The 21743-nt window shown below is 52.1% G+C and carries 15 protein-coding genes; 8 read left to right on the plus strand and 7 right to left on the minus strand.

Annotation, left to right across the window (positions count from 1 at the left end; translation table 11 throughout):
• Positions 1-412: 412 nt before the first annotated feature.
• Complete coding sequence (locus ACO0K9_RS11180; protein ID WP_422984802.1) at positions 413-1240, minus strand: response regulator; 828 nt, start codon at positions 1238-1240, stop codon at positions 413-415.
• 149 nt (positions 1241-1389) lie between these two features.
• On the opposite strand from ACO0K9_RS11180, the gene ACO0K9_RS11185 reads away from it, so the two are divergent.
• From ACO0K9_RS11185 to ACO0K9_RS11210, 6 genes are all read left to right on the plus strand, one after another.
• A complete protein-coding gene (locus ACO0K9_RS11185; protein ID WP_422984804.1) occupies positions 1390-3381 on the plus strand; it encodes a DNA topoisomerase IV subunit B in 1992 nt (663 codons plus the stop codon).
• 169 nt (positions 3382-3550) lie between these two features.
• Positions 3551-5878 (plus strand): DNA topoisomerase IV subunit A, encoded by a 2328-nt coding sequence (gene parC, locus ACO0K9_RS11190; RefSeq protein ID WP_422984806.1) that lies wholly within the window; start codon positions 3551-3553, stop codon positions 5876-5878.
• 257 nt (positions 5879-6135) lie between these two features.
• Positions 6136-8907, plus strand: coding sequence for a PAS domain-containing sensor histidine kinase (locus ACO0K9_RS11195; protein ID WP_422984808.1), 2772 nt, complete (start codon positions 6136-6138; stop codon positions 8905-8907).
• The gene (locus ACO0K9_RS11200; RefSeq protein WP_422984810.1) at positions 8904-9512 is read left to right on the plus strand and encodes a response regulator transcription factor; all 609 of its coding nucleotides are present in this window, start codon (positions 8904-8906) and stop codon (positions 9510-9512) included. Before ACO0K9_RS11195 ends, ACO0K9_RS11200 begins: the two co-directional genes overlap by 4 nt.
• 211 nt (positions 9513-9723) lie before the next feature.
• Positions 9724-10131: a response regulator transcription factor gene (locus tag ACO0K9_RS11205; RefSeq protein WP_422984812.1), complete on the plus strand. Its 408-nt coding sequence runs from the start codon at positions 9724-9726 to the stop codon at positions 10129-10131.
• A 115-nt stretch (positions 10132-10246) separates the two neighbouring features.
• Positions 10247-11959 carry a methyl-accepting chemotaxis protein gene (locus ACO0K9_RS11210; RefSeq protein ID WP_422984814.1) on the plus strand — a complete coding sequence of 571 codons (1713 nt, stop codon included), beginning with the start codon at positions 10247-10249 and terminating at the stop codon, positions 11957-11959.
• A 764-nt stretch (positions 11960-12723) separates the two neighbouring features.
• Here ACO0K9_RS11210 and ACO0K9_RS11215 read toward each other — a convergent pair.
• Positions 12724-13452, minus strand: a complete 729-nt coding sequence (locus ACO0K9_RS11215; protein WP_422984816.1) for an SDR family NAD(P)-dependent oxidoreductase — start codon at positions 13450-13452, stop codon at positions 12724-12726.
• Complete coding sequence (locus ACO0K9_RS11220; protein WP_422984818.1) at positions 13449-14561, minus strand: hypothetical protein; 1113 nt, start codon at positions 14559-14561, stop codon at positions 13449-13451. Before ACO0K9_RS11220 ends, ACO0K9_RS11215 begins: the two co-directional genes overlap by 4 nt.
• A gap of 41 nt (positions 14562-14602) precedes the next feature.
• Between ACO0K9_RS11220 and ACO0K9_RS11225 the strand changes: the two genes are divergently transcribed.
• Complete coding sequence (locus ACO0K9_RS11225; RefSeq protein ID WP_422984820.1) at positions 14603-15793, plus strand: phosphatase PAP2 family protein; 1191 nt, start codon at positions 14603-14605, stop codon at positions 15791-15793.
• Positions 15793-16413 carry a CDP-alcohol phosphatidyltransferase family protein gene (locus ACO0K9_RS11230; RefSeq protein ID WP_422984822.1) on the plus strand — a complete coding sequence of 207 codons (621 nt, stop codon included), beginning with the start codon at positions 15793-15795 and terminating at the stop codon, positions 16411-16413. The genes ACO0K9_RS11225 and ACO0K9_RS11230 overlap by 1 nt, the downstream gene beginning before the upstream one ends.
• On the opposite strand, the gene ACO0K9_RS11235 is transcribed toward ACO0K9_RS11230, so the two are convergent.
• From ACO0K9_RS11235 to ACO0K9_RS11250, 4 genes are all read right to left on the minus strand, one after another.
• Positions 16361-18172 carry a bifunctional alpha/beta hydrolase/class I SAM-dependent methyltransferase gene (locus ACO0K9_RS11235; RefSeq protein ID WP_422984824.1) on the minus strand — a complete coding sequence of 604 codons (1812 nt, stop codon included), beginning with the start codon at positions 18170-18172 and terminating at the stop codon, positions 16361-16363. The genes ACO0K9_RS11230 and ACO0K9_RS11235 overlap by 53 nt on opposite strands.
• Before the next feature lie 44 nt (positions 18173-18216).
• Positions 18217-19098, minus strand: a complete 882-nt coding sequence (locus ACO0K9_RS11240) for a phosphatidate cytidylyltransferase (RefSeq protein ID WP_422984826.1) — start codon at positions 19096-19098, stop codon at positions 18217-18219.
• Positions 19099-19441: 343 nt separating this feature from the next.
• Positions 19442-21085: a diguanylate cyclase gene (locus ACO0K9_RS11245; protein ID WP_422984828.1), complete on the minus strand. Its 1644-nt coding sequence runs from the start codon at positions 21083-21085 to the stop codon at positions 19442-19444.
• On the minus strand, positions 21086-21478 hold the full coding sequence (locus tag ACO0K9_RS11250; protein WP_422984830.1) for a response regulator: 393 nt from the start codon (positions 21476-21478) through the stop codon (positions 21086-21088). It lies immediately after the preceding gene.
• Between the last annotated feature and the right edge of the window lie 265 nt (positions 21479-21743).

Raw genomic sequence — 21743 nt, forward strand, 5'->3', positions numbered from 1 at the left:
AGAAACACGGAACTGGTCACTGGGGGACAGCGTCTATCTCAATCCAGAGAAGGCTCGTGTAGAAGAAAAGGCGTACATGAAGGCTGCTTAATTTAAATTGAGGCGACAACTACCTTGACACACACCGGAAGCAAAGAAAGGAATTCGGCCGCCGGGCCGAGACCCGGCCTGTATCCACGAAGGCAATCGCTTTAATTAACGACACGGTATACAAACACAGACACTGTGCTCCAGCCTGCGCTGGAGCGACGTTAATATGATTGCCGCTTATCGAAAGAAACCCATCCCCACCCTAGCCCTCCCCTTGAAAGGGAGGGGATTTCCCGGTCATTTTTTGTCAAGCACATTATTCCGGACAGCACTGAGTCTTCACTAAAGCGACCAGATTATGATTGCCAGTAACTGACCAAACCTACCTCAACTCCAAAAACTTCTGTATCGTCGACAACACCTGCTTACGCGACAAAGGCTTGGTCAAAAACCCCTCACACCCCGCCTGTTGCGCATTGGCAACTTTATAAACAAATACCTTATCGACCAGTAAAATCACCGTCGTCCTGCGGTCCGTATTTTGTTTTTTCAGCTCGCTACACAGACGATATGGGTCCAGACCAGGGGTAGAAGTGTTGATCATGGTCATCGCATGCCGGTTGTTCTTGTCCAGCATCAGGGCACTACGTTCGTCACAGGCCAGGGTTACGGAAATATTGTATCTATCCATGATCATGGCCACATATTCGCGGAAACGCATGTCTTTGTCGACGATCATGATGCCGCCCCGGGTAACGGTGGGACGGCGCATTTTTTGGTAATCGACAGGGTCGCTCAGGTCCAGATCCAGGCGTTCACGGCGGCGGCGTTCGGGCACGGCCACGGCGCTGTAGGCACTCAGGGTGGTCAGCAGCAACTGGCGACGGTCGATCAGCTCATCCAGCACATCAAACAATTTGCGCCAGCGTATCGGGCGCGGCATGAAGGGATAGGGCAAACTGATGGTAGTTTTGCCAATAAGCAACACTGGCTGCGCATCGCCCAGATTTAAGTCCGACAAGGTCGCCAATGCTTTAATATCCTCTGCATTGACAATATGGAGGTCAGGATCTTGTAGACTACCGGTTTTTAAGACCAGATAGCGGTAACCCTTCTCGCGGAGAACGGCAAGAACGGTTGAAAAGGTTTCTTCCTCTTTTTGGGAAAATCCAAGCAGTCGGATCGCGATCGTTGGAGTTTTTGTTGACATCGTTTTTCCACCTACTTATTGCGGCTACAATCATTGCAGCTACAATAGCTGCAAAAACGTTGCCAGAATACCGCTTTATTCTGCCAGCCTGAGAAAAAAATTGCAAAATATCATCACAAGATTAACCAAAACAACAGATTTTCATTCGCATGGCCACTAAAAAAAATACTTCTCCGTCCGACTATAGCGAATCATCCATCCGAGTACTCAAAGGTCTGGAACCGGTCAAACAAAGACCGGGGATGTATACCCGCACCGAAAACCCGCTGCATATCATTCAAGAGGTGATCGACAATGCTTCAGACGAGGCATTGGGCGGACACTGCAAGCACATTATCGTCACCATCAATGCTGACAGCAGTATCAGTGTAGAAGATGATGGCCGCGGCATCCCGGTCGGCCTGCACCCTGAAGAAGGTGTGCCGACGGTAGAAATCGTCTTTACCCGCCTGCATGCCGGCGGCAAGTTCGATAAAGGTTCTGGCGGTGCGTATGCCTTCTCTGGCGGCTTGCATGGCGTCGGTGTGTCGGTCACCAATGCGCTGTCGAAACGCCTGGAAATCACGGTCTGGCGTGAGGCCGGCCTGCATCAGCTGACGTTTGCCAATGGCGATGTGATAGAGCCGCTGCGCAGCCAGCCGCTGGCACGTGGTGATAAAAAGAACGGTACCCGCGTCACCATCTGGCCAGATGCCAAGTATTTTGACAGCGCCAATATCCCGCAGGGTGAATTACAGCGTCTGCTGCGTTCCAAGGCTGTTTTGTTGCCCGGCGTCAAGGTGACACTGACGCATGCAAAAACCGGTGAAAGCCAGACCTGGCAATATGACCAGGGCCTGCGTGGCTACCTGACGGAAGCTTTGGCCCAGTCTTCGCATGGTGACCCATTGATCCCGCTGTTTGAAGGTGAACAGTTCGCCACCTCTGAAAGCGACGGCTTTGCCGAAGGCGAAGGCGCATCCTGGGTGGTGGCCTGGACGGAAGAAGGCAATGTGGTGCGTGAATCCTATGTCAACCTCATCCCTACCCCGGCTGGCGGTACCCATGAATCCGGCTTGCGCGAAGGACTGTTTGGCGCAGTCAAGAGCTTTGCTGAAATGCATTCGCTGCTGCCGAAAGGCGTGAAGCTGTTGCCGGAAGACGTGTTTGCCCGCGTATCTTTCGTCTTGTCCGCCAAGGTGCTGGACCCGCAGTTCCAGGGCCAGATCAAGGAAAGGCTGAATTCACGCGATGCCGTGCGCCTGGTATCGTCGTTTACCAAACCACCGCTGGAGCTGTGGCTGAATTCCCACGTTGAATACGGCAAGAAACTGGCTGAACTGGTCATCAAGCAAGCCCAGTCACGCCTGCGCTCAGCGCAAAAAGTTGAAAAGAAAAAATCCTCGGGCGTGGCGGTCTTGCCAGGCAAGCTGACGGATTGTGAATCCAGCGACCTGGCCCGCAATGAACTCTTCCTGGTCGAGGGCGATTCTGCCGGTGGTTCTGCCAAGATGGGCCGCGATAAAGAATTCCAGGCCATCCTGCCACTGCGCGGCAAGGTCTTGAATTCATGGGAATCTGAACGCGACCGCCTGTTTGCGAATAATGAAATTCATGATATCGCGGTAGCGATTGGGGTTGATCCGCATGGTCTCAATGAAATTGCTGACATGAGCAATCTGCGCTACGGCAAGATCTGCATACTCTCTGATGCGGACGTCGATGGCTCGCACATCCAGGTCTTGTTACTGACCCTGTTCTTCAGGCATTTCCCGCAACTGATCGCGCGTGGCCATATCTGCGTGGCACGTCCACCGTTGTTCCGTGTCGATGCGCCGGCGCGTGGGAAGAAACCGGCACAAAAAATCTATGCGCTGGATGAAGGTGAGCTGATCGCCATCGAAGACAAGTTGCGCAAGGATGGTGTCAAGGACGGTGGCTGGAGTATCTCCCGCTTCAAGGGTCTGGGTGAAATGAATGCCGGACAATTGTGGGAAACCACCATGAACCCGGACACCCGCCGATTGCTGCCGGTATCCTTGGGCGAGTTTGACCAGGATTTTTCTGAAGGCCGATTCAATATGCTGATGGGCAAAGGCGAAGCCGCTGCCCGCCGCGCCTGGATAGAAGAGCATGGCAATGCCGTTGAAGCCGACATCTAAGAAGCCGCTGATTAAGCTACTGCGCGACGTGATTTTGAGCCTGCGATGCTCGCCGTACGTTCGTACGACTGCGCGTCTTAACTCAAACTAACGCCGCTCGCTACGCTTACTCAGCGACTTCTGAACAGCTATATGGAATATAACAGTATCAAAAATACGAAAAAGAATTATGAGCGAACAAGCAAATTTATTTGATCAAGCCCCGCCCCCACCCGGCGACGGTGAAACACTGACACTGGCGACCTTCGCCGAACGCGCATACCTGGATTACGCCATCTCGGTCGTCAAGGGCCGTGCCCTGCCCGATGTCTGCGATGGTCAAAAGCCCGTGCAGCGCCGCATCCTGTTTGCGATGAATGAACTGGGGCTGAACTCTGCTGCCAAACCGCGCAAATCTGCTGCCGTGGTGGGTGATGTACTGGGTAAGCTGCATCCGCATGGTGACCAGTCCGTCTATGACGCGCTGGTACGTATGGCACAAGACTTTTCGCTGCGCTATCCACTGATAGATGGCCAGGGTAATTTCGGCTCACGCGATGGTGACGGCGCCGCGGCAATGCGATATACCGAAGCCCGTCTGACACCTATCTCGCGCTTGCTGATGGATGAAATCGACCAGGGTACGGTTGATTTCCAGCCCAATTATGACGGCACCACGGAAGAACCCAAACTGCTGCCAAGCCGCCTGCCCTTCGTTCTGCTGAACGGTGCATCCGGTATTGCCGTTGGTCTGGCGACAGAAATTCCTTCGCATAACCTGACTGAAGTGGCCAAGGCCGCCGTGGCCCTGATACGCAACCCGGCCATGAAACATGCCGAGCTGATGGAACACATCCCCGGCCCGGATTTCCCGGGTGGCGGACAAATCATCACGCCCCAGTCCACCATCAATGACATGTATGCCACCGGTCGTGGCAGCATGAAGGTCAGGGCGCGCTGGAAGATAGAAGAAATGGCGCGTGGTCAGTGGCAGGCCGTGGTGACAGAATTGCCGCCAGGCACGTCTTCACAAAAGGTACTGGAAGAAATCGAAGAACTGACCAATCCAAAAATCAAGCTGGGCAAGAAAGCCCTGTCGCCAGAACAGGTTGCGTTGAAGCAAGTCATCCTGTCGGTGCTGGATACGGTACGCGATGAATCCGGTAAGGATGCACCGGTACGTCTGGTGCTGGAGCCAAAATCCAAGAACCAGGACCAGACCGAGTTCATGCAGATGTTGCTGGCGCATACCTCGCTGGAAACCTCGGCCTCTATCAACCTGGTGATGATAGGTGGTGATGGCCGCCCGCGACAGAAAGGCTTGCTGGACATCCTCAGTGAATGGGTATCTTTCCGCTTCACGACCGTCACACGCCGTACCCAGTTCCGCCTGAAGAAGGTGGATGACCGCATCCATATCCTGGAAGGCCGTGAAGCGGTGCTGTTGAATATTGATGAAGTCATACGCATCATCCGTGAGTCTGATGACCCTAAACCTGCACTGATTTCAGCCTTCAAGCTGTCGGATATACAGGCTGAAGATATTCTTGAGATACGCCTGCGCCAATTGGCCAGACTGGAATCCATCAAGATCCAGCAGCAACTGGATGAATTGCGCAAGGAAAAAGCCGGCCTGCACGACCTGCTGGACAACCCATCTTCGATGAAGCGCATGATCATCAAGGAAATTGAAACCGATGCCAAGCAATATGGCGATGCGCGCCGCACCATCATCGAAGAAGCTGCCAAGGCGTCGGTAGAGCAAAAAGTGATCGATGAACCGGTGACTGTCGTCATCTCTGAAAAAGGCTGGGTACGTGCCCGTACCGGCCATGGCCATGACAATGCCCAGTTCACCTTCAAGGCTGGTGACAGCCTGTATGGCACGTTTGAATGCCGCACGGTAGACCAGATGCTGGTGTTTGGTTCGAATGGCCGTGTGTATTCCGTCCCTGTCGCCGCCCTGCCCGGCGCCCGTGGCGACGGCGTCCCGGTCACTACCCTGATCGACCTGGCACCCGGCACCAAGATCCTGCATTATTTTGCCGGCAGCGCCGACATCAGCCTGCTGCTGTCCTCCAGCGCCGGCTATGGTTTCACGGCCAAGTTGGGTGACATGGTGGGCCGCATGAAAGCCGGCAAGGCCTTCATGACACTGGAAGAAGGCGACCTGCCCTTGCCACCAGCCATTGTCGCCGGTGATGCCAGCGCAATTGCCTGCCTGTCAGAAAAAGGCCGCCTGCTGGTATTTGGCCTGACAGAAATCAAGCAACTGTCCAGCGGTGGCCGTGGCGTCATCCTGATGCAACTGGAAGACAAGGAAAGTCTCCTGGCCGCCCAGGCCATCAGCCAGCGCGGCGTGCGCGTCATCGGCCTGGGCCGTGGCGGCAAACCGCAGGAAGTCAGCCTCAGCGCCAACGGTCTTGGCATCCACATAGGTGCCCGTGCACGCAAGGGTAAGGCGCTGGAAGCCAGGATCAAGGCCAGCGGCTTGCAAAGGATAGTGGCGAAAGAGTAGCAACACCCCGCCCGACGCTTTGTACAAATGGCTTCATTCAACATCTCTTGCTGAATGAAGCCATTTTGTTAGATAACACACACTTTAACAAAAAAGCGGGAACGACAATGTGACCATAGTGGTTTTTCGCAAACCCTATTTGCCCTGGTAGTGCGCTATGATCAACAGGTAAAAATTCGATACATTGATCGGTGCAGTAATCGGTATAGTGATCGGCGCAGTAAAAATACCTGTAATACGTATAAGGGACAAGGTCAATGACTGATCAGGCCAATACCAATACCACTGCCGACGACATGCTCAATCTGGCAGATAGCCAGGATGCCAGTTTTTCAGCCCACAAGACTGATCTGCCTGCCAGGGCAGACCTGCACCAGGATTTTTATCTCCACTCACCACAAGCACACCTGGGCATCTCGGTAGACGGTGTCATCAGGCAGGCCAATCTGGCCTCGGCAACGCTGTTAGGAACATCTCTTCCCGCATTGTTGCATACAGACCTCAGTAGCTATTTATTTGACACCGACGCCAGCCTCTTCAATGAGGCTTATCGACAAGTAATAGCAACCGGTATGGCACCGCAGCATGATTTACGTGTCATGCGGGCGGACCATAACCTGATATTGGTGCAATTCAACTTCCACAGACTGGATAGCAGCAAGCATGCACCGTGGGTCAGTATTTATTTATCAGATATTAGCCAACGACAACATAGCGGGATGGGATTGCCGGCCAGTGAAGAATTCAACCGCCTGATTGCCGACAATATTCCCGGCATGCTGGCGTACTGGACTGCCGACTTGCGCTGCACCTTTGCCAATAAGCAATACCTGACCTGGTTTGGGCGCAGTATCGACCAAATGCACAACATGCATATGCGAGACTTGATGGGGCCGGAGTTATTTCAAAAAAATATTGCCTATATCAATGGTGCGTTAAAAGGAATGGACCAGCAATTCGAACGTTCATTAATTAAGGCCAACGGTGAAACCGGGCATACCTGGGCACAATATATCGTGCATAAAACGGATGGTGTCGTGCTCGGTTTTTTTGCGCTGGTTACTGATGTGACCGTGCTTAAGCGCACGCAAACGGCCTTGCTGGAGAGTGAAAGACATTACCGCACTCTGGCAGAAGACATGCCCTTGTTTGTCATCACATTTTTACCCGATGGTACGCTGACCTACGTCAATAAACTGTTTGCGAGCGCAGTGTCGTCGACAAAATCTGCTTTGCTGGACAGGAATTTCTTTGATCTCCTGCCGGCTGCCGATCAACAAATGGTGAAAGTAAAACTGAGCTCGCTGACGCCAGAGCAAGCGTTTGAAATTCATGAACAATGTTACCCCATGCCGAATGGTGAATTGATTTATCACCGATGGACCAATCAGGCATTTTTCAACGCACAGAATAAACTCGTCTCTTTTCAGGCAGTTGGTGAAGACATCAGCGCCTATAAAAAGGCTGAAAAACAATTGCATGAAAGCGTATCCAAAAACCGGGCATTAATACAAGCCATACCCGATCTCATCTTTACTATCGGCCACGATGGAAGATTTCTGGATGTCCATGCACCCAAATCCGGGTTCATTTTCGCTGACCCGACAAAACTGATCAATACAAAGCTTGCTGATACATTGCCGTCAGAAATAGCAAGCCATTTACTGCGCGCTGTAAAAACCGCCCACCACAACCAGCATGTGCAGGAAATTCAATTCTCTACCGATGTCATCAACGGAAAGGAAATGATCTTTGAAGCCCGGATTGCGCCCAATAATGCTGACTCCGTCATCGCTATTGTCAGGGATGTCACTGACGTAGAGCACGGGCGCCAGCAACGTGAGCAACAACTAAACGCGCGTTTGCAGGTAACGGAAAACGATTTGCACGACGTACGTCAAAGTCTCACCCTGGCCAGTGATGCTGCCAATTTGGGAGTCTGGGTGCGCGACCTGGAGCGTGATGAAATTTGGGCTTCACCACAATGGCGATCCATCTTCGGCTTTTCTGCGGACCAGCGTTTGGGCATCAACGACGTATTACAACGCATCCATCCGGCTGACCGGAGTTCGATGGAAAAACTGACCAGCAATTTCAGCATCGATGAAAAACCCCGGTATCAGGCTGAATTTCGCATCGTCGTAGAGAATGGCAAAATTCGCTGGATTGCTGCCGTTTCGCAAGTTGAATTTGATGCCGGACAAAAACCGAAATTTACACGGGGTGTATTGCTGGATATCACTGCACGCAAACAATCCGAACTTGAACTGGAACAAAAACGTGCTGAAGTTACCCATCTGTCACGCGTAGTGACGCTGGGAGAATTATCCGGTGCCTTGGCGCATGAACTGAATCAGCCGCTGACCGCCATACTCAGTAATGCCCAGGCAGCGCAACGCTTTCTCATGCGTGAGAATGCCGATTTGAATGAAGTGCGGGATATCTTGCAAGATATCGTTGATGAAGACAAGCGTGCCGGTGAAATCATCCAGCGTTTGCGCCGCCTGTTCAATAAAAATGACAAGCTTGAACAAAACATAGACATCAATGCCCTGATCATGGAGGTTATGCATATATTACGAAATGATATGCTTAACCGTAGCATCAATGTGTCAACAGAACTCAATCCGGCCAACCCCTGGCTTATTGCGGACGCGGTGCAATTACAACAGGTCATCATCAATTTAATCATGAATGCCTGTGATGCCGTTTCTCATCTTGAAATTGGCGAGAGAACAGTTACCATAAAAACAGATCAGGTCGAATCAGACCGGATCCGTGTCAGCGTCATTGATAACGGGAAAGGTATCCCGGAAGAAAACAAGAGTAAGTTATTTGACGCGTTTTATACGACGAAAGAAAAAGGAATGGGCCTGGGCCTGTCAATTTGTAAAAATATTATCGAAGCACATGGAGGTAGGCTCTGGTGTGAAAACAATGCAACAAGTGATGACATTAGCTGTAACACCAGCGGTGCCAGCTTCCATTTCAGCCTCAGTCAATCAAGCAAATGCAAGAACAAATCATGATATTGAAATCTCGTGTCTTCCTGGTTGATGACCAGGAAAGCATTTTGAAGGCATTGTCGCGGCTGATCGTGTCTATGGGTTTCGAAGTCGAGACATATAATTCGGCGCAAGATTTTCTGGAAAGCGGCAATGCAACAACCCCAGGCTGCCTGGTACTGGATCTGAGCATGCCAAGGATGGGCGGCATGATGTTGCAAGAGCGCCTTGGGGGTATGGCAAGTGACATGCCCATCATCTTCCTGACTGGAAACGGTAGTATAGACAGCAGCGTGCAAGCCATGAAAAAGGGTGCGCACGACTTTCTGACCAAACCGGTTGATGCCGAAAAACTGCTGGCCGCCATACAAAGCGCCCTTGCCCGCAACCAGACAGCGCGGCAAATACGCGCGGAGCGCGACAAAATTACTGCACACCTGGCTGAACTGACGCCACGCGAACACGAGGTTTTGCTACACATCACCGACGGCAAACTCAATAAACAGATCGCAGACAATATGGGAATTGCAGAAAAAACCATTAAAATTCACCGTGCACGCGTCATGAGCAAGATGGAAGCAAAATCGGTAGCCAGCCTCGTCCATCAGCTAGAGAAACTGAAAAACTGAATTCAGGTTTTTGTCATTTACCAGCGCGTGTTGACCTGGCAAGCATTTCCCCTTCCCGCATTTCCCCTTCCCGCATTTCCCCTTCCATACCGCCTTATAAAGTGCTGTTAAAAGACGGCTCCCCCTCTGCTTGCCCTTCAACATAGCGTAGCCTGGATATAGGACCAAGGTCCTATATCCAGATTGCGCATAGACGCCTACCATGATTCTCATGGGCAATAAAACTACATGGGTCGCAATCGTTGATGATGAAGAAAGCATTCGTCGTGCGCTATTACGACTTTTTCGTTCAGTTGGGCTGGAAGCACAGGCATTTCGTTCTGGTCAGGGTTTTTTATCAAGTTTGCAACATACTATGCCATCTTGTGTAGTCATGGATTTACATATGCCAGAAATGTCCGGGTTTGCCGTTCTTGAAGAATTAAAGACTTATGCGCCCGATTTGCCGGTTGTCATCATGACGGCACATCAGATCAACATTGGCCAGTTGGAAAGCAGTCTGTCTACTGCAATCGCTGTTTTACAAAAACCAGTTAACGACGATGTCCTGCTGGATGCCATCACAAAAGCAACGAAGCCTCCAGAATTAGTCGCCGCAGAGAATGTAAAAGAAAACTGACACAGGAAAATGCATGAAATGGTGCAGCAAGACATAAAAAAACAGGGCATTAAAAAATCAACAGAGTTAAAAACGATACAAAGCCGCCACATATCAAACAACCCGGGAAGAATGTATGAAACTGTCAAACCTACCTATTGGAACACGACTCGGAGCAGGCTTTGCTTTGATACTGCTCATGTTGCTTAGTGTCGCCTATCTCGGGATTAACGGCATGCAACAGTCCAATGAAGCCTTGCACCACGTTGTGACTGTCAACGTTAAAAAAATGGATGCCCTTGAAAATATGTCGAAATCGATACACATCGTTGCACGTGTGATACGCAGCATCGCTTTACTGTCGGATGAAGCACAGGCAGCACAGGAACATAAAAAAATTGATGATGCACGGGCACTCTACAACACAGCCTTTACTGCGCTGGAAAAAATGCCTCTGGACGAAGCAGGAAAAAACTTTCTTGCCAGGATCAAGGAAAACCAGACTGTGTCGAGAGCGCTTAATGATAAATTCGCCGAGATGGCAAAAAGCAATAAAGATGAGGCTATACAATTTCTGCTGAAGGAAGCAGGACCAGCCAATACCAAATGGCAAAATGCCATACAAGAGTTCCTGGACCTGCAAGAAAAGAAAAGTCAATCCGATGAAGAAGCGGCAGCAAAAGCTTACCAGTCCGCGCTGACAATGACGCTTTCCATTACTGCACTGGCGATTGTATGCGGAGTAGCCATCGCCTGGTTTTCCACAAGGGCCATTACCGTTCCTATTGGTATTGCAGTTGAGTTGGCAAAAACGGTTGCCAAAGGTGATTTAAGCTCGGATATTGAAGTCAAGTCTACCGATGAAACCGGTCAGTTAATGCAGGCGCTGAAAGACATGAACGAGAACCTGATCAATATCGTCAGCAAGGTTCGTAACGGTACCGAGACCATCAATACAGCAACTGGCGAAATTGCAACCGGCAATCTGGACTTGTCTTCGCGGACAGAACAGCAGGCTGGCTCGCTGGAAGAAACCGCATCATCGATGGAAGAATTGACTTCTACCGTAAAACACAATGCCGAGAACGCCCGGCAAGCGAACCAGTTGGCCATTTCAGCGTCTGAAGTTGCCGTCAAAGGCGGTGCAGTGGTGAATGAAGTGGTCCACACCATGGGCTCTATCAATACTTCATCGAAAAAAATTGTCGATATCATTGGCGTCATCGATGGCATCGCCTTCCAGACCAATATCCTGGCCTTGAATGCCGCCGTTGAAGCAGCACGTGCTGGTGAGCAAGGCCGCGGCTTTGCCGTGGTCGCCAGTGAAGTACGCAACCTGGCACAACGCTCGGCAGCAGCAGCCAAGGAAATCAAGACTTTGATCAATGACTCTGTGGAACAGGTCGAAATTGGGTCGCGCCTGGTTGACCAGGCAGGTTCAACCATGGATTCGGTCGTATCCAGCATCAAAAACGTGACCGACATCATGGGTGAAATCACCTTGGCAAGCCAGGAACAAACTTCCGGCATCGAGCAAATTAATCAGGCGGTGACACATATGGACGAAGTCACCCAGCAAAATGCCGCACTGGTTGAAGAAGCTGCTGCTGCAGCAGCTTCGCTGGAAGAACAGGCACAGATTTTGACACAAGTTGTCAGTGTCTTTAGGCTGCCAGGAAATCTGCTGGAATCTGCCCCCACCATTAAAGCCAGCCGGCGCATCGAACCTGCAGTAAGAAAAACCAGCCCCCAAAGCATCCCGGCAAAACGCATTTCAAGCAATGTTCGTCCACTCAAACAGTCAAAGTCAGGCAATGCTGCCGCTAGCGATGAATGGGATGAATTTTAATGAAATTGCAAATGGAGTAATTTAGCCACCGGGCTGGCGTTCTACCGGCGTTGTTTTTGTGCCGTACTTTGATTAAAAGATTGCCCTTCGTGGGCACAAGCCGGGTCTCGGCCCGGCGGCCGAATTCCTTTCTTTGCTTCGCCAAAGAACGGAATCAAAGAAAGGCGACCGCAGACTCGCCCTACGGGTGCTTACGCTGCGCTTCAGCATAATTTGTGCATCACAAAAAATGGGAAGATCCGAAACTCGCTACGCTCAGACATCGGCTCTTCTGATTCCATTTTCTGTGAAGCACAAATTACATCGTCCCAAGCGGATGAGAGTCAAAGACAACGTCAAAAACAACTGCAACAGCAAAGTCAAAACCAACGTCAACACAACCACTAGTCATATTTATTTGAGTGGCATCGATCAACCATGGTGTTGGGGTTGCAGTTGTTTTTGATGTTGAGGTTGTTGTTGACTCTAATCCGCTTGGGACGAAGCCATTTGTGTAGTGCAGAAAATGGAAAAAGAAGGGCCGGTGTCTGAGCGTAGCGAGTTTCGGACCTTCCCATTTTTTGCACTACATAAATGGGCACTCCCGCAGGGAGCGAGTCTGCGGTCGCCTTTCTTTGATTCCGTTCTTTGGCGAAGCAAAGAAAGGAATTCGGCCGCCGGGCCGAGACCCGGCTTGCGTCTACGAAGGGCAATCGTTTTAATCAAAGTACGGCACAAAAACAACGCCGCTGGAGCGACGATAATATGATTGTTGGTAATGCCCCCTACTTCCTCACCCTCAACACCCACCTCGGCAACAAATTCAACACCCCAACCAGCCACTTCATCTGCCACGGAAACACCAGCCTGTCCTTGCGCCTGGCAATGGCATTCACAATCAAGCCCACCGCCTTTTGCTCTGACATGATAAAAGGCTTATGACTGGCATCGCCCGCATTCAACGCCCGCAGTTTGGCGGTATCCACGTAGCCCGGCACAATCGCAGTAACAGCGATGGAGAAAGGTTTCAGCGCTATGCGATACGTGTCGCACAGACTCAGCACACTGCGCTTGGTGGCGCTGTAGACAGAGGCACCAGGATAGTCGTGCAACAAACCGGCGATGGATGAAATGGCCACCAGTTGACCTGACTTTTGCTTTAACATTTTGGCAGCGGCCAACTCAAATGCATGGCCAAGGCCACTGACATTCGTTTGCAACATGCGCAGGGTTGTTGCCTCATCCAGCAGGTGGCTGCGGGTGTTGAAATAGATGCCAGCGGTGACAATCAACATGTCCAGACCTTGCACGGCAAAGTCATCGATGGCTTGCGCCACAGCGCTGCGGTCTGCAATGTCAAACTGAAAAGGCAGCACACCGGCAGCGCCATGCAGATCAGGCGGCAGCCTTTGCAGATCACGGCCACATACCGCCACGCTGGCGCCGTGTTGCAGATAATAGCGAGCAAGGGCCAGACCGATGCCGCTGGTCCCGCCGATGATCATGATCTTCATGCACTGCCCCGGCTGTACTTGTCGCTATTGCGGATATGCGATTCGTCATAGGCGGTTTGCCGGGTAAAGGCTTCCATGCCGCGCTCATAACCGTACTGCCACTGGGCGTCCATATACGCAACATAGGTGGCGTAATCTTTGGGCATTTGCAAGCTGATACGGTTCTGCAACCAGTTCAGTTTCTTTTGTACGGCTTCCTTGTCCAGCACCGTTGCCACATCGGACGTGTCGATGCGCACATCGACTGGCTGGCCATTCACATAGCGCAGGCGGTCATTGCCGTCCAGGCCGAGAACGGTGCGCCAGGCGGGAATGGAAAAGGCCTGGTCGAAGCTTTGCTTGAATTCCATCACTACTTCATCGGCCAGGCTTCTTGCCACTTCGATGGGGAACAGATCGAGCACGCCGCCAAAGTAATTACCGTCGGTATGTGCATGGCAGCGGAAGTAAAACATGTCGGTGATGGAAATGCGTGCCGCCAGGCTGGTAGGGGTAGTCACGTCACACAGCAATTCTTCTGAAATGGCGTGATCGCCCCAGCGTGGGTCGGCCAATGGGGATGGCATGCCTGCCAGCAAGGCTGCAGCCCTGGGTTCACAAAACACGGTTTCGGCAAACAGCTTGCGCTGGCCACGCGGCTGCCCGGCTTCGCTTTCATCAAACAGCAGCTTGCCACCGATGATGGCGGTGGCGACGGATTGTTGGCTGAGTTGGCTGAGTTGGCTGACCGCGACCTCTGGCAACGGCAGCTTGGGCGGGATTTCAAACAGGTATTCATTGAACAGGTCGGGGATGACCGTGGCAGAGTCACGTATGAAACCGCGCTTGGCCGCCATGGCCAGGGTACGGACGATGCCTGCCCTGGGTGACGACGTCAGGCCGCCCCAGTAATGGTACATGTCTTCAGAACTGAGCCAGGCCTTGCGTTGCACATCGTCCGGCAAACCCGCAATAATGCTGGCCGCGAGTGCGCCGCCGCAGCTTGCCAGCAAGATGTCAGGTGCCCGGCCAGCTTCACAGGCAGCCGCATACATTCCCAAATAAATGCCAAAACGAAACCCACCGCCTGCCAATACCATGCAGCGTTTATATTTTTTAACTTGATTCATACTGCTAAAATAGCACACTGTTAAGACTATTCGCACCTTAAATGCCGTCTCTACCTGCAACTGTGCAACACCGCTTGCGTCATTTGCTGCTGAATGCCTTGACGTTTGCGCTGTGCTACCTGAGTGCCAATTTGCTGGCTCAACAGCAGGGCATAGTGCGCCATGCCGCCTTGCCATTTGAGGCAAGCATTCCATTTTTGCAATGGATGATACTGCCCTACCTGAGTTCGGGTATATTTTTCTGCCTGGTGTTCTTTATGGTGAAGACGCAGGACGAATTGCGCGTCATCAGCCAGCGCCTGTTGCTGGCAACGGTGGTGGCAGCGATACTGTTTGTGATCTACCCGCTGCAATTCAGCTGGCCCAGACCTGCCATCCAGTCAGCCTGGTGTGCGTATCTGTATGCGTCACTGACGCTGATGGACAAGCCCTATAACCAGTTACCGTCGCTGCATGTCTGTTATTGCATCCTGTTCTGGCAGGCCTTGCACCCGCACATACGCTCCCGCCCTGGACGCATAGCGCTGGCAGCCTGGCTGACGCTGACTGCTATTTCTACCGTCTTCACTTTCCAGCATCATGTGCTGGACCTGGTGGGGGGTGTCTTGCTGGCGTTTTTTTGCATCATCATGATTACCCCCAAGAAAAGTGAACCCCATGTGGCTTTTTACTATCTGGTGGCAGCCTGTGCGCTGTTGTCTACCGGGGTCCTGGCCTGGCATAACCCGTTAGCGCTCTACCTGACAGGCAGTCTGCTGCTGATCAGCCTGGCGTATTTCCGGCGTGACCGGAATTTTCTGCATAAGCACGACGGCCGGCATCCGTGGTGGATCTGGCTCTTGTATGCGCCGTATCTGCTGGGTTACCGGCTGACCTGGCATGCGGTGGTCTGGCGTGAACGGCACAAGCCAGTTGTCATCAAACTCACGGAACAATTATGGGTCGGCCGTCGCCTCAGCGATAGGGAAGCCCGCCTGTTACCGCCAGATTGCAGCATCATCGACCTGGCCAATGAACTGAGCGAAACCACTGCCCTGCGTACCGATGCCTACCGGTATTTTCCCCTGATGGATTTGCTGACACCGGCACCGGATACCGTGCGTGAGGTATTGCAACACATGCGTGCAGAAATGGATGCCGGCAAGATAGTCTACCTGCATTGCGCCATGGGCTATAGCCGATGTATATTGCTGGCCAAACTGTATATGTCACAAGGGACACTTGCCAGATAATGAGCTTTTCCATCTACCAACTGAAACCCCGCTTCCAGCAACTGCTGCAACCTGTATTGGCCAGCCTGGCAAAACGGCGTGTCACGCCCAACCAGATCACGCTGCTGGCGATGCTGCTGTCCATCGCGTATGGTATTGCGCTGGCCTGCTTTCCACAGGACACAAGACTGTGGCTGGGCCTGCCGCTGTTCATGTTGGTACGTATGGCCTTGAATGCGATAGATGGCATGCTGGCCAATTTTACGCAGCAAAAAACGGCCTTTGGTGCCATCCTGAATGAAGTGGCTGACCAGGTATCGGATGCGGTTCTGGTCTTGCCCTTTGCGCTGGTAAGCGAGATCCATCTGCCCTTGCTGATTGCGGTTGCCATGCTGGCGCTGCTGGCGGAATTTGCCGGTGTGGCGGCCTTGCTGGCAGGGTCTACCCGGCGTTTTGACGGTCCCATGGGCAAAAGCGACCGCGCTTTTGCCTTTGGTTTGCTGGCCCTGCTGGTGGCCTTTCAAATAACAGCCACCTGGCTGAATGCCGTGCTGGGGATAGTCCTGCTGCTCTTGCTATGGACCTTGTTCAATCGGATAAAACGGGCATTGCCGCATCCCGCTGCGCCACCGACACCGTAAATATTCCGGCAATACCCAACTGGGTAGCCACTTTGCGGCAACCTATGCTGGCCACCAGGGCATCCATTTCTGCCTGGGGCCGTGGCCGCATCTGCCACGATTGACCGCGGTGATTATTCAGGGTGCGGGCGATCATCACCAGTTGTGGATGCCAGGGTTGGCCGGTGTAGATCAGGTGGCCACCGATTTTCAATTGCTGCTGTATGCCGCGCAGCGACGCCAGCACCAGCACATTGTCGCTGAATAATTCATGCAGACCGGATACGATGACGATGTCATACGTCCCCTCTTCTACCGGATAACTGGTGCCGGCAAAAGCATCGCGACATTGATAGTTGATAGTGTTTTTTAATTGCAGGCGTTCTGCCAGTTGACGCGCCTGATCCAGATTGACCTGGTCAAAATCCCGCAGGCTGATTTCTATATCACGGTTCTGGAAACGCTTGATGGTTTCCAGCACATAGCGGCCACCACCGGCAGCAATATCCAGTATGCGTACAGGCTGGTCTGCCGGGCATTGCTGTATCAGATCAGACAGTGTTTGCTGCATCTGCATTTTGCGCTGGCGTATGCCGCGCCAGCCTATGGCATCCAGATAACCACGGTCTATCATGCCACCTATCAGCAAATGGCCACCGGCCTGGTTGCGGTAGACATAGTCGAGCGACGCACCAGAATCAAAACCATGTTGCAGGCCGATACGCATACCATTGCTTAGCTTGCCGAGATGCCCCAGCATGAATTTTTGCAGGCCGTAAAAGGCATTTTCCAGCGCGCCGCCCAACTTGCCCTGCTGCAGGGCCAGGTATTGCTGCGCGCTCTGGCTTTGTGTATCGGCCTTGAAGTAATGCTGTGCAGGTGGTACATCACGCGCATAACATTCAAAGATAAATTCCCTGGCCGCTTGTATTGCTTGCTGCACCTGTGCATCGCTCTCATAGAAAATCGCATGGTGACAATTTTCTATCAGCACATAGCGCTTCAGGGTCGAAGAAATGCGCTCATAAAACTGCTTTTGCGGTGCCTGTTTGACGACATAATCCTTGTCGGCAACCAGCATCATGACCGGTACGTCGATCGCCTGCGCGTCCTGCACCACCCGTTTGGCAGTATCGGCCAGGTCCAACAAAACACGGGCAGAAATATTCTTGGTGATCAGTGGATCAGCATCATACGCCCTGGCCTGCTCGGCAGAATGGGTGAGCATGGACGAACGTATATAACTGGTGACAAACAGATCCGGCTTGAAACAGGTGGCAAAACGCAGTGCCGGCTTTGCCAGCGGCACATACAGGTTGATATCAAATGCTGCCGCTGCCATGACGACACCACGCACGCGCGGCGCATAATCATGCAGCCAGGTGGCGGCGATCACCGCACCCACGCTGTTGGCGACGATGAGCATGTTTTCTTTGGCGATGCCATAGTGACTGCTGATGTGATCAATGAAACTGTCAAAATCACGCACCATGGTTTGAAAATCAGGGGCATCACCACGTTCGCCCGGCGAATTGCCATGGCCACGTGCATCCCAGGCAAAAGCCCAGTCATTCACAAAACCAAACTGCTCGACCAGCGGCCCTATGCGACCAGAATGTTCATGGCCACGGTGTAGAAAGATCAGCGCCTTCTGTGATTTCTGTGCCTGGTCTGCAGCAATCGCCAAGGGTTTCCAGATACGATAAAACAGGTGCGACCTGTCGTGGCTGTCAAAGCCGGATTCACTGCATAGCCATTTGGCTTGTAGTTCAGTTGTCATGCATTGTCCTTCATTAGCTATCATTTTTTGTAAACGCTGATTTTTTAAAACAGCAGACCCAGATACAGCAAGGGCGCAGTCAGCACCAGGCTATCCACCCGGTCCAGTATGCCGCCATGGCCTGGTATCAGTTCAGAGAAATCCTTGATTTTGAGATAGCGTTTGGCTGCTGAAAAAATCAGATCACCAGCAAAACCACCGACAGACAGCAAGATGCCCATCAATAGCAAATACAGAGGGGTGGCCAGATGCAGATAGCTACCCAGGCCGGTCGATACCAGCATGGATATCACGACGCCGCCCAGCAAACCCTGCAAGGTTTTATTCGGGCTGATGGTGGGGGCGATGGTCTGCTTGCCGAATATTTTTCCGCTGACGAACTGGGCAATATCGTTCAGGGCCGTGACGACAAACAGGTAAAAAAACCAGGCCAGCCGGACTTCGTTTGAAAAGGGCAAGGTCAACAAATTCAGCATGAAACTGAGGCCATAGCACAGTAGCAGAAACAGCATCAGCAGCAATTGATTGCGTTGCCGCCAGATGAAAAACTGCAAGGCTTGCAGGCATAACAAGGCAGGTAAAATCAGGCTGGCATCAAAGACATTCACATATTGCAAGCCGACTTGCAGCAATACCAGCAGCAGGCAAGACAACAAGAAACGCCAGCGTGGCCCGGTATAGTGCAACGACAATTCACGCACCGCCAGCACCACGATCAGCAGCGCCATCAGCAAAGGGCCAACGGGATACAGGAACAGGCTCAGGCTGACCACGGGGAAAATAAACCACCAGGCATTCACCTGCTTGCGCAATTGACTCTGGGGTGCGCTATGCCTGCCTACGCCCACACTTGCGAAAGCCAGCAACAGGTACAGCATCAACATGGCACCCACGGTAGGATTGCCGGCAAGAAAATTGGGAAACACTGATCAACCTGGACAACAATAAAGATATGCCAGTGTACACCGACGTGTTCCGCACTTGTTTTTTTAATATGTAAGCAGAAGAAACAAATGGCATGCGCGCCCATCACACAGGGATTGCGCAACAAAAAATCCAGCGCCATGTTCTTTTGATTGCAGGCCAACAGCCGCTTATTTGCTGAAGAAAATACAAAACAGTGAAGTTCTTCCGCCGGGATATAAGGCAAGTCCCTTTGAAGCGCCTTCGTCATTGTCGGGCGCACTACGTGCGATTACGCTGCGCTAAATCGCACCGAAATAAAAAAGGCTACCGTGATGGTAGCCCGTTTTATCCAGCCATTAAGACTTAAGCCATGCTGATGCGATTACGGCCACTCTGTTTGGACACATACATGGCGGCATCGGCAGCGTCAATCAATTCGGCGGCATCGATCGTTGATTCCAGATCCGCCACACCGCCAGAAAAACTGACCGAGAAATGGCCGTTTTCACAATGGTGTTGTATCTTGGCAAATGCGACCCTGACCTGGTCCAGCACCTTGCGTGCCATGGTCGCGGTCGTGTCCGGGAAGATCACGGCAAATTCTTCACCGCCGTAACGTCCGACCAGATCACTGCGGCGCAGACGTTGTCGCAACAGGCGTGCCAGCGTGCGCAAAACCTGGTCGCCAGCGGGATGGCCATAGGTGTCATTGATTTCCTTGAAGTGATCCAGGTCTATCATCGCCAATGCCAGCGGTGCACCGTTGCGACTGGCTTGCGATATCTCGGAAGCCAGTTGTTCCTTGATGGCGGTATGGTTGTAGAGGCCCGTCAAGCCATCGCGCATGATCAAGGCGCGCAAAGAGCGATACCGCTCTGCCCGGCTGTACAGCGATGACTTCAGGTATTCTGGTGCAACCGGCTTGGTGATGAAATCATCGGCACCGGCGCGTACGGCATCGAGTTGCTTGGCCCGATCGGCTTCGCTGGATAAAAACACGATGGGTACATCAACATACGAATTGTCCTGGCGTATCATGCGCGACAACTCAACCCCGCTACAGACCGGCATATAGACATCCATCAACACCAGTTCGGGACGGAAATCAGTCATCACCGTCAGTAGCTGCGTAGGGTCATTCAGCAGGTAGACATTCATGCCGGCATCGCGCAAAATCGCGCCATAAAATTTCGAGGTAACGGCATCATCATCAATGATGAGCACGCGATAGCTCTTGTTTTCATGGAACTGCAAGATGCCTTCTATGCGCTCGGTCAGGGCCACCACATCCACCGGTTTGGTGAAGTAACCATCACCGCTGGCACGTACCGCCAGCAAACGCGATTCAAAACTGCTGGAACGCGAGACAAACACGGTAGGAATGCGGAAGCGTTCTATCTGTTTGATGCGGGCAATTTCTTCTGCGCCGGCGATTTTGCCTTCGGGGAAGCTGAGTTCAATCACGATCACATGCGGGCGCCTGGCGGCTACCGCCGTTGCCAATGCCCGCAGATGGCTGATGCGTACGACTTCATAACCGAAGTGTTCAAGCTGGTCGGTAATTTCCTGGTTCTGCGCTTCATCTTCGTCCACCAGGTAGATCAGGTGGGGGTCACTGATATACCGTTCTTCTTCCTGCACGCTCTCTGCGACGCCATTTACTGGCGTGGTGTCATGCTTCAAGGCATAGTCAAAATAGCGATTCATGTCGGCGGAATAGGCATTCAGCTCTTCTACCGTCCAGGGCTTGCCTTCCAGATGCGGCTTCAGCACGGCTTCAAAGACCCGGGCTTTTGCGCCGATTTCGGCAAAACCGAAAGTCCCGGCAGACCCGGCCATGGTATGCAGATGCCGGTGCAGGACGACCATGGCTTCTCTATCGTCCGGACGATCTTGCACCTCCTGCAAGGTGTTCAGGATTTCGTGTATTTTTGACGGTAGTTTCTGCAGAAAAACGGCTTCCAGGGCACGCAGCTTTTCTTGCAGGCTATCATTTTTGTCTGACATTTACGGCTTCTCCTGCCATAACTTACGTACTTGCGTCGATAATTCCATAGGGTCAAACGGCTTGGCGATCACGCCGATGGCACCCAGTGATTTATAAAATTCCATCTCGGTGGTCTGCACCTTGGCCGTCATGAAGATCACAGGTGTGGCCTGGGTGCCTGCCAATTTACGTAATTCGGCCAGCGTGGTCGGGCCATCCATGTTCGGCATCATGACATCCAGCAGCAGCAGGTCTGGCACGTATCCACCACTGACTACCTCAATGGCCTGGGCACCTGAACTACAGGTTTTCAGGCTAAAACCACCAACAACCTCCAGCGCTATCTGGGCCACGGTTTGTATGTCAGCATCGTCTTCCACATACAGAATGTTGGCGAGCGTTGCAGAAGTCATTGCTACTCCTTATTGCGATAGATGAAACGATTGCTTCAGGATAAATCAAGATTACTCGCAAAACAACAATAAATCCTGTTCATTATCAGAATAATCATCATTCAAAGCGTCCTCGGCAACAAGTCAGGGCCTGAATCCTCCTTTTTGTTTTCACGATACATGTATATTTTGAAATAATTATCCCCTTATTCGTCAAACAAGCAAGATTATCATTACCACAAGGGAAGTAATTGACGAAAAACATGGTCTAACGCTATAACAGCCA

Origin of the sequence: Undibacterium sp. Ji50W (assembly GCF_049340445.1) — a bacterium.
Taxonomy (GTDB): domain Bacteria; phylum Pseudomonadota; class Gammaproteobacteria; order Burkholderiales; family Burkholderiaceae_D; genus Undibacterium.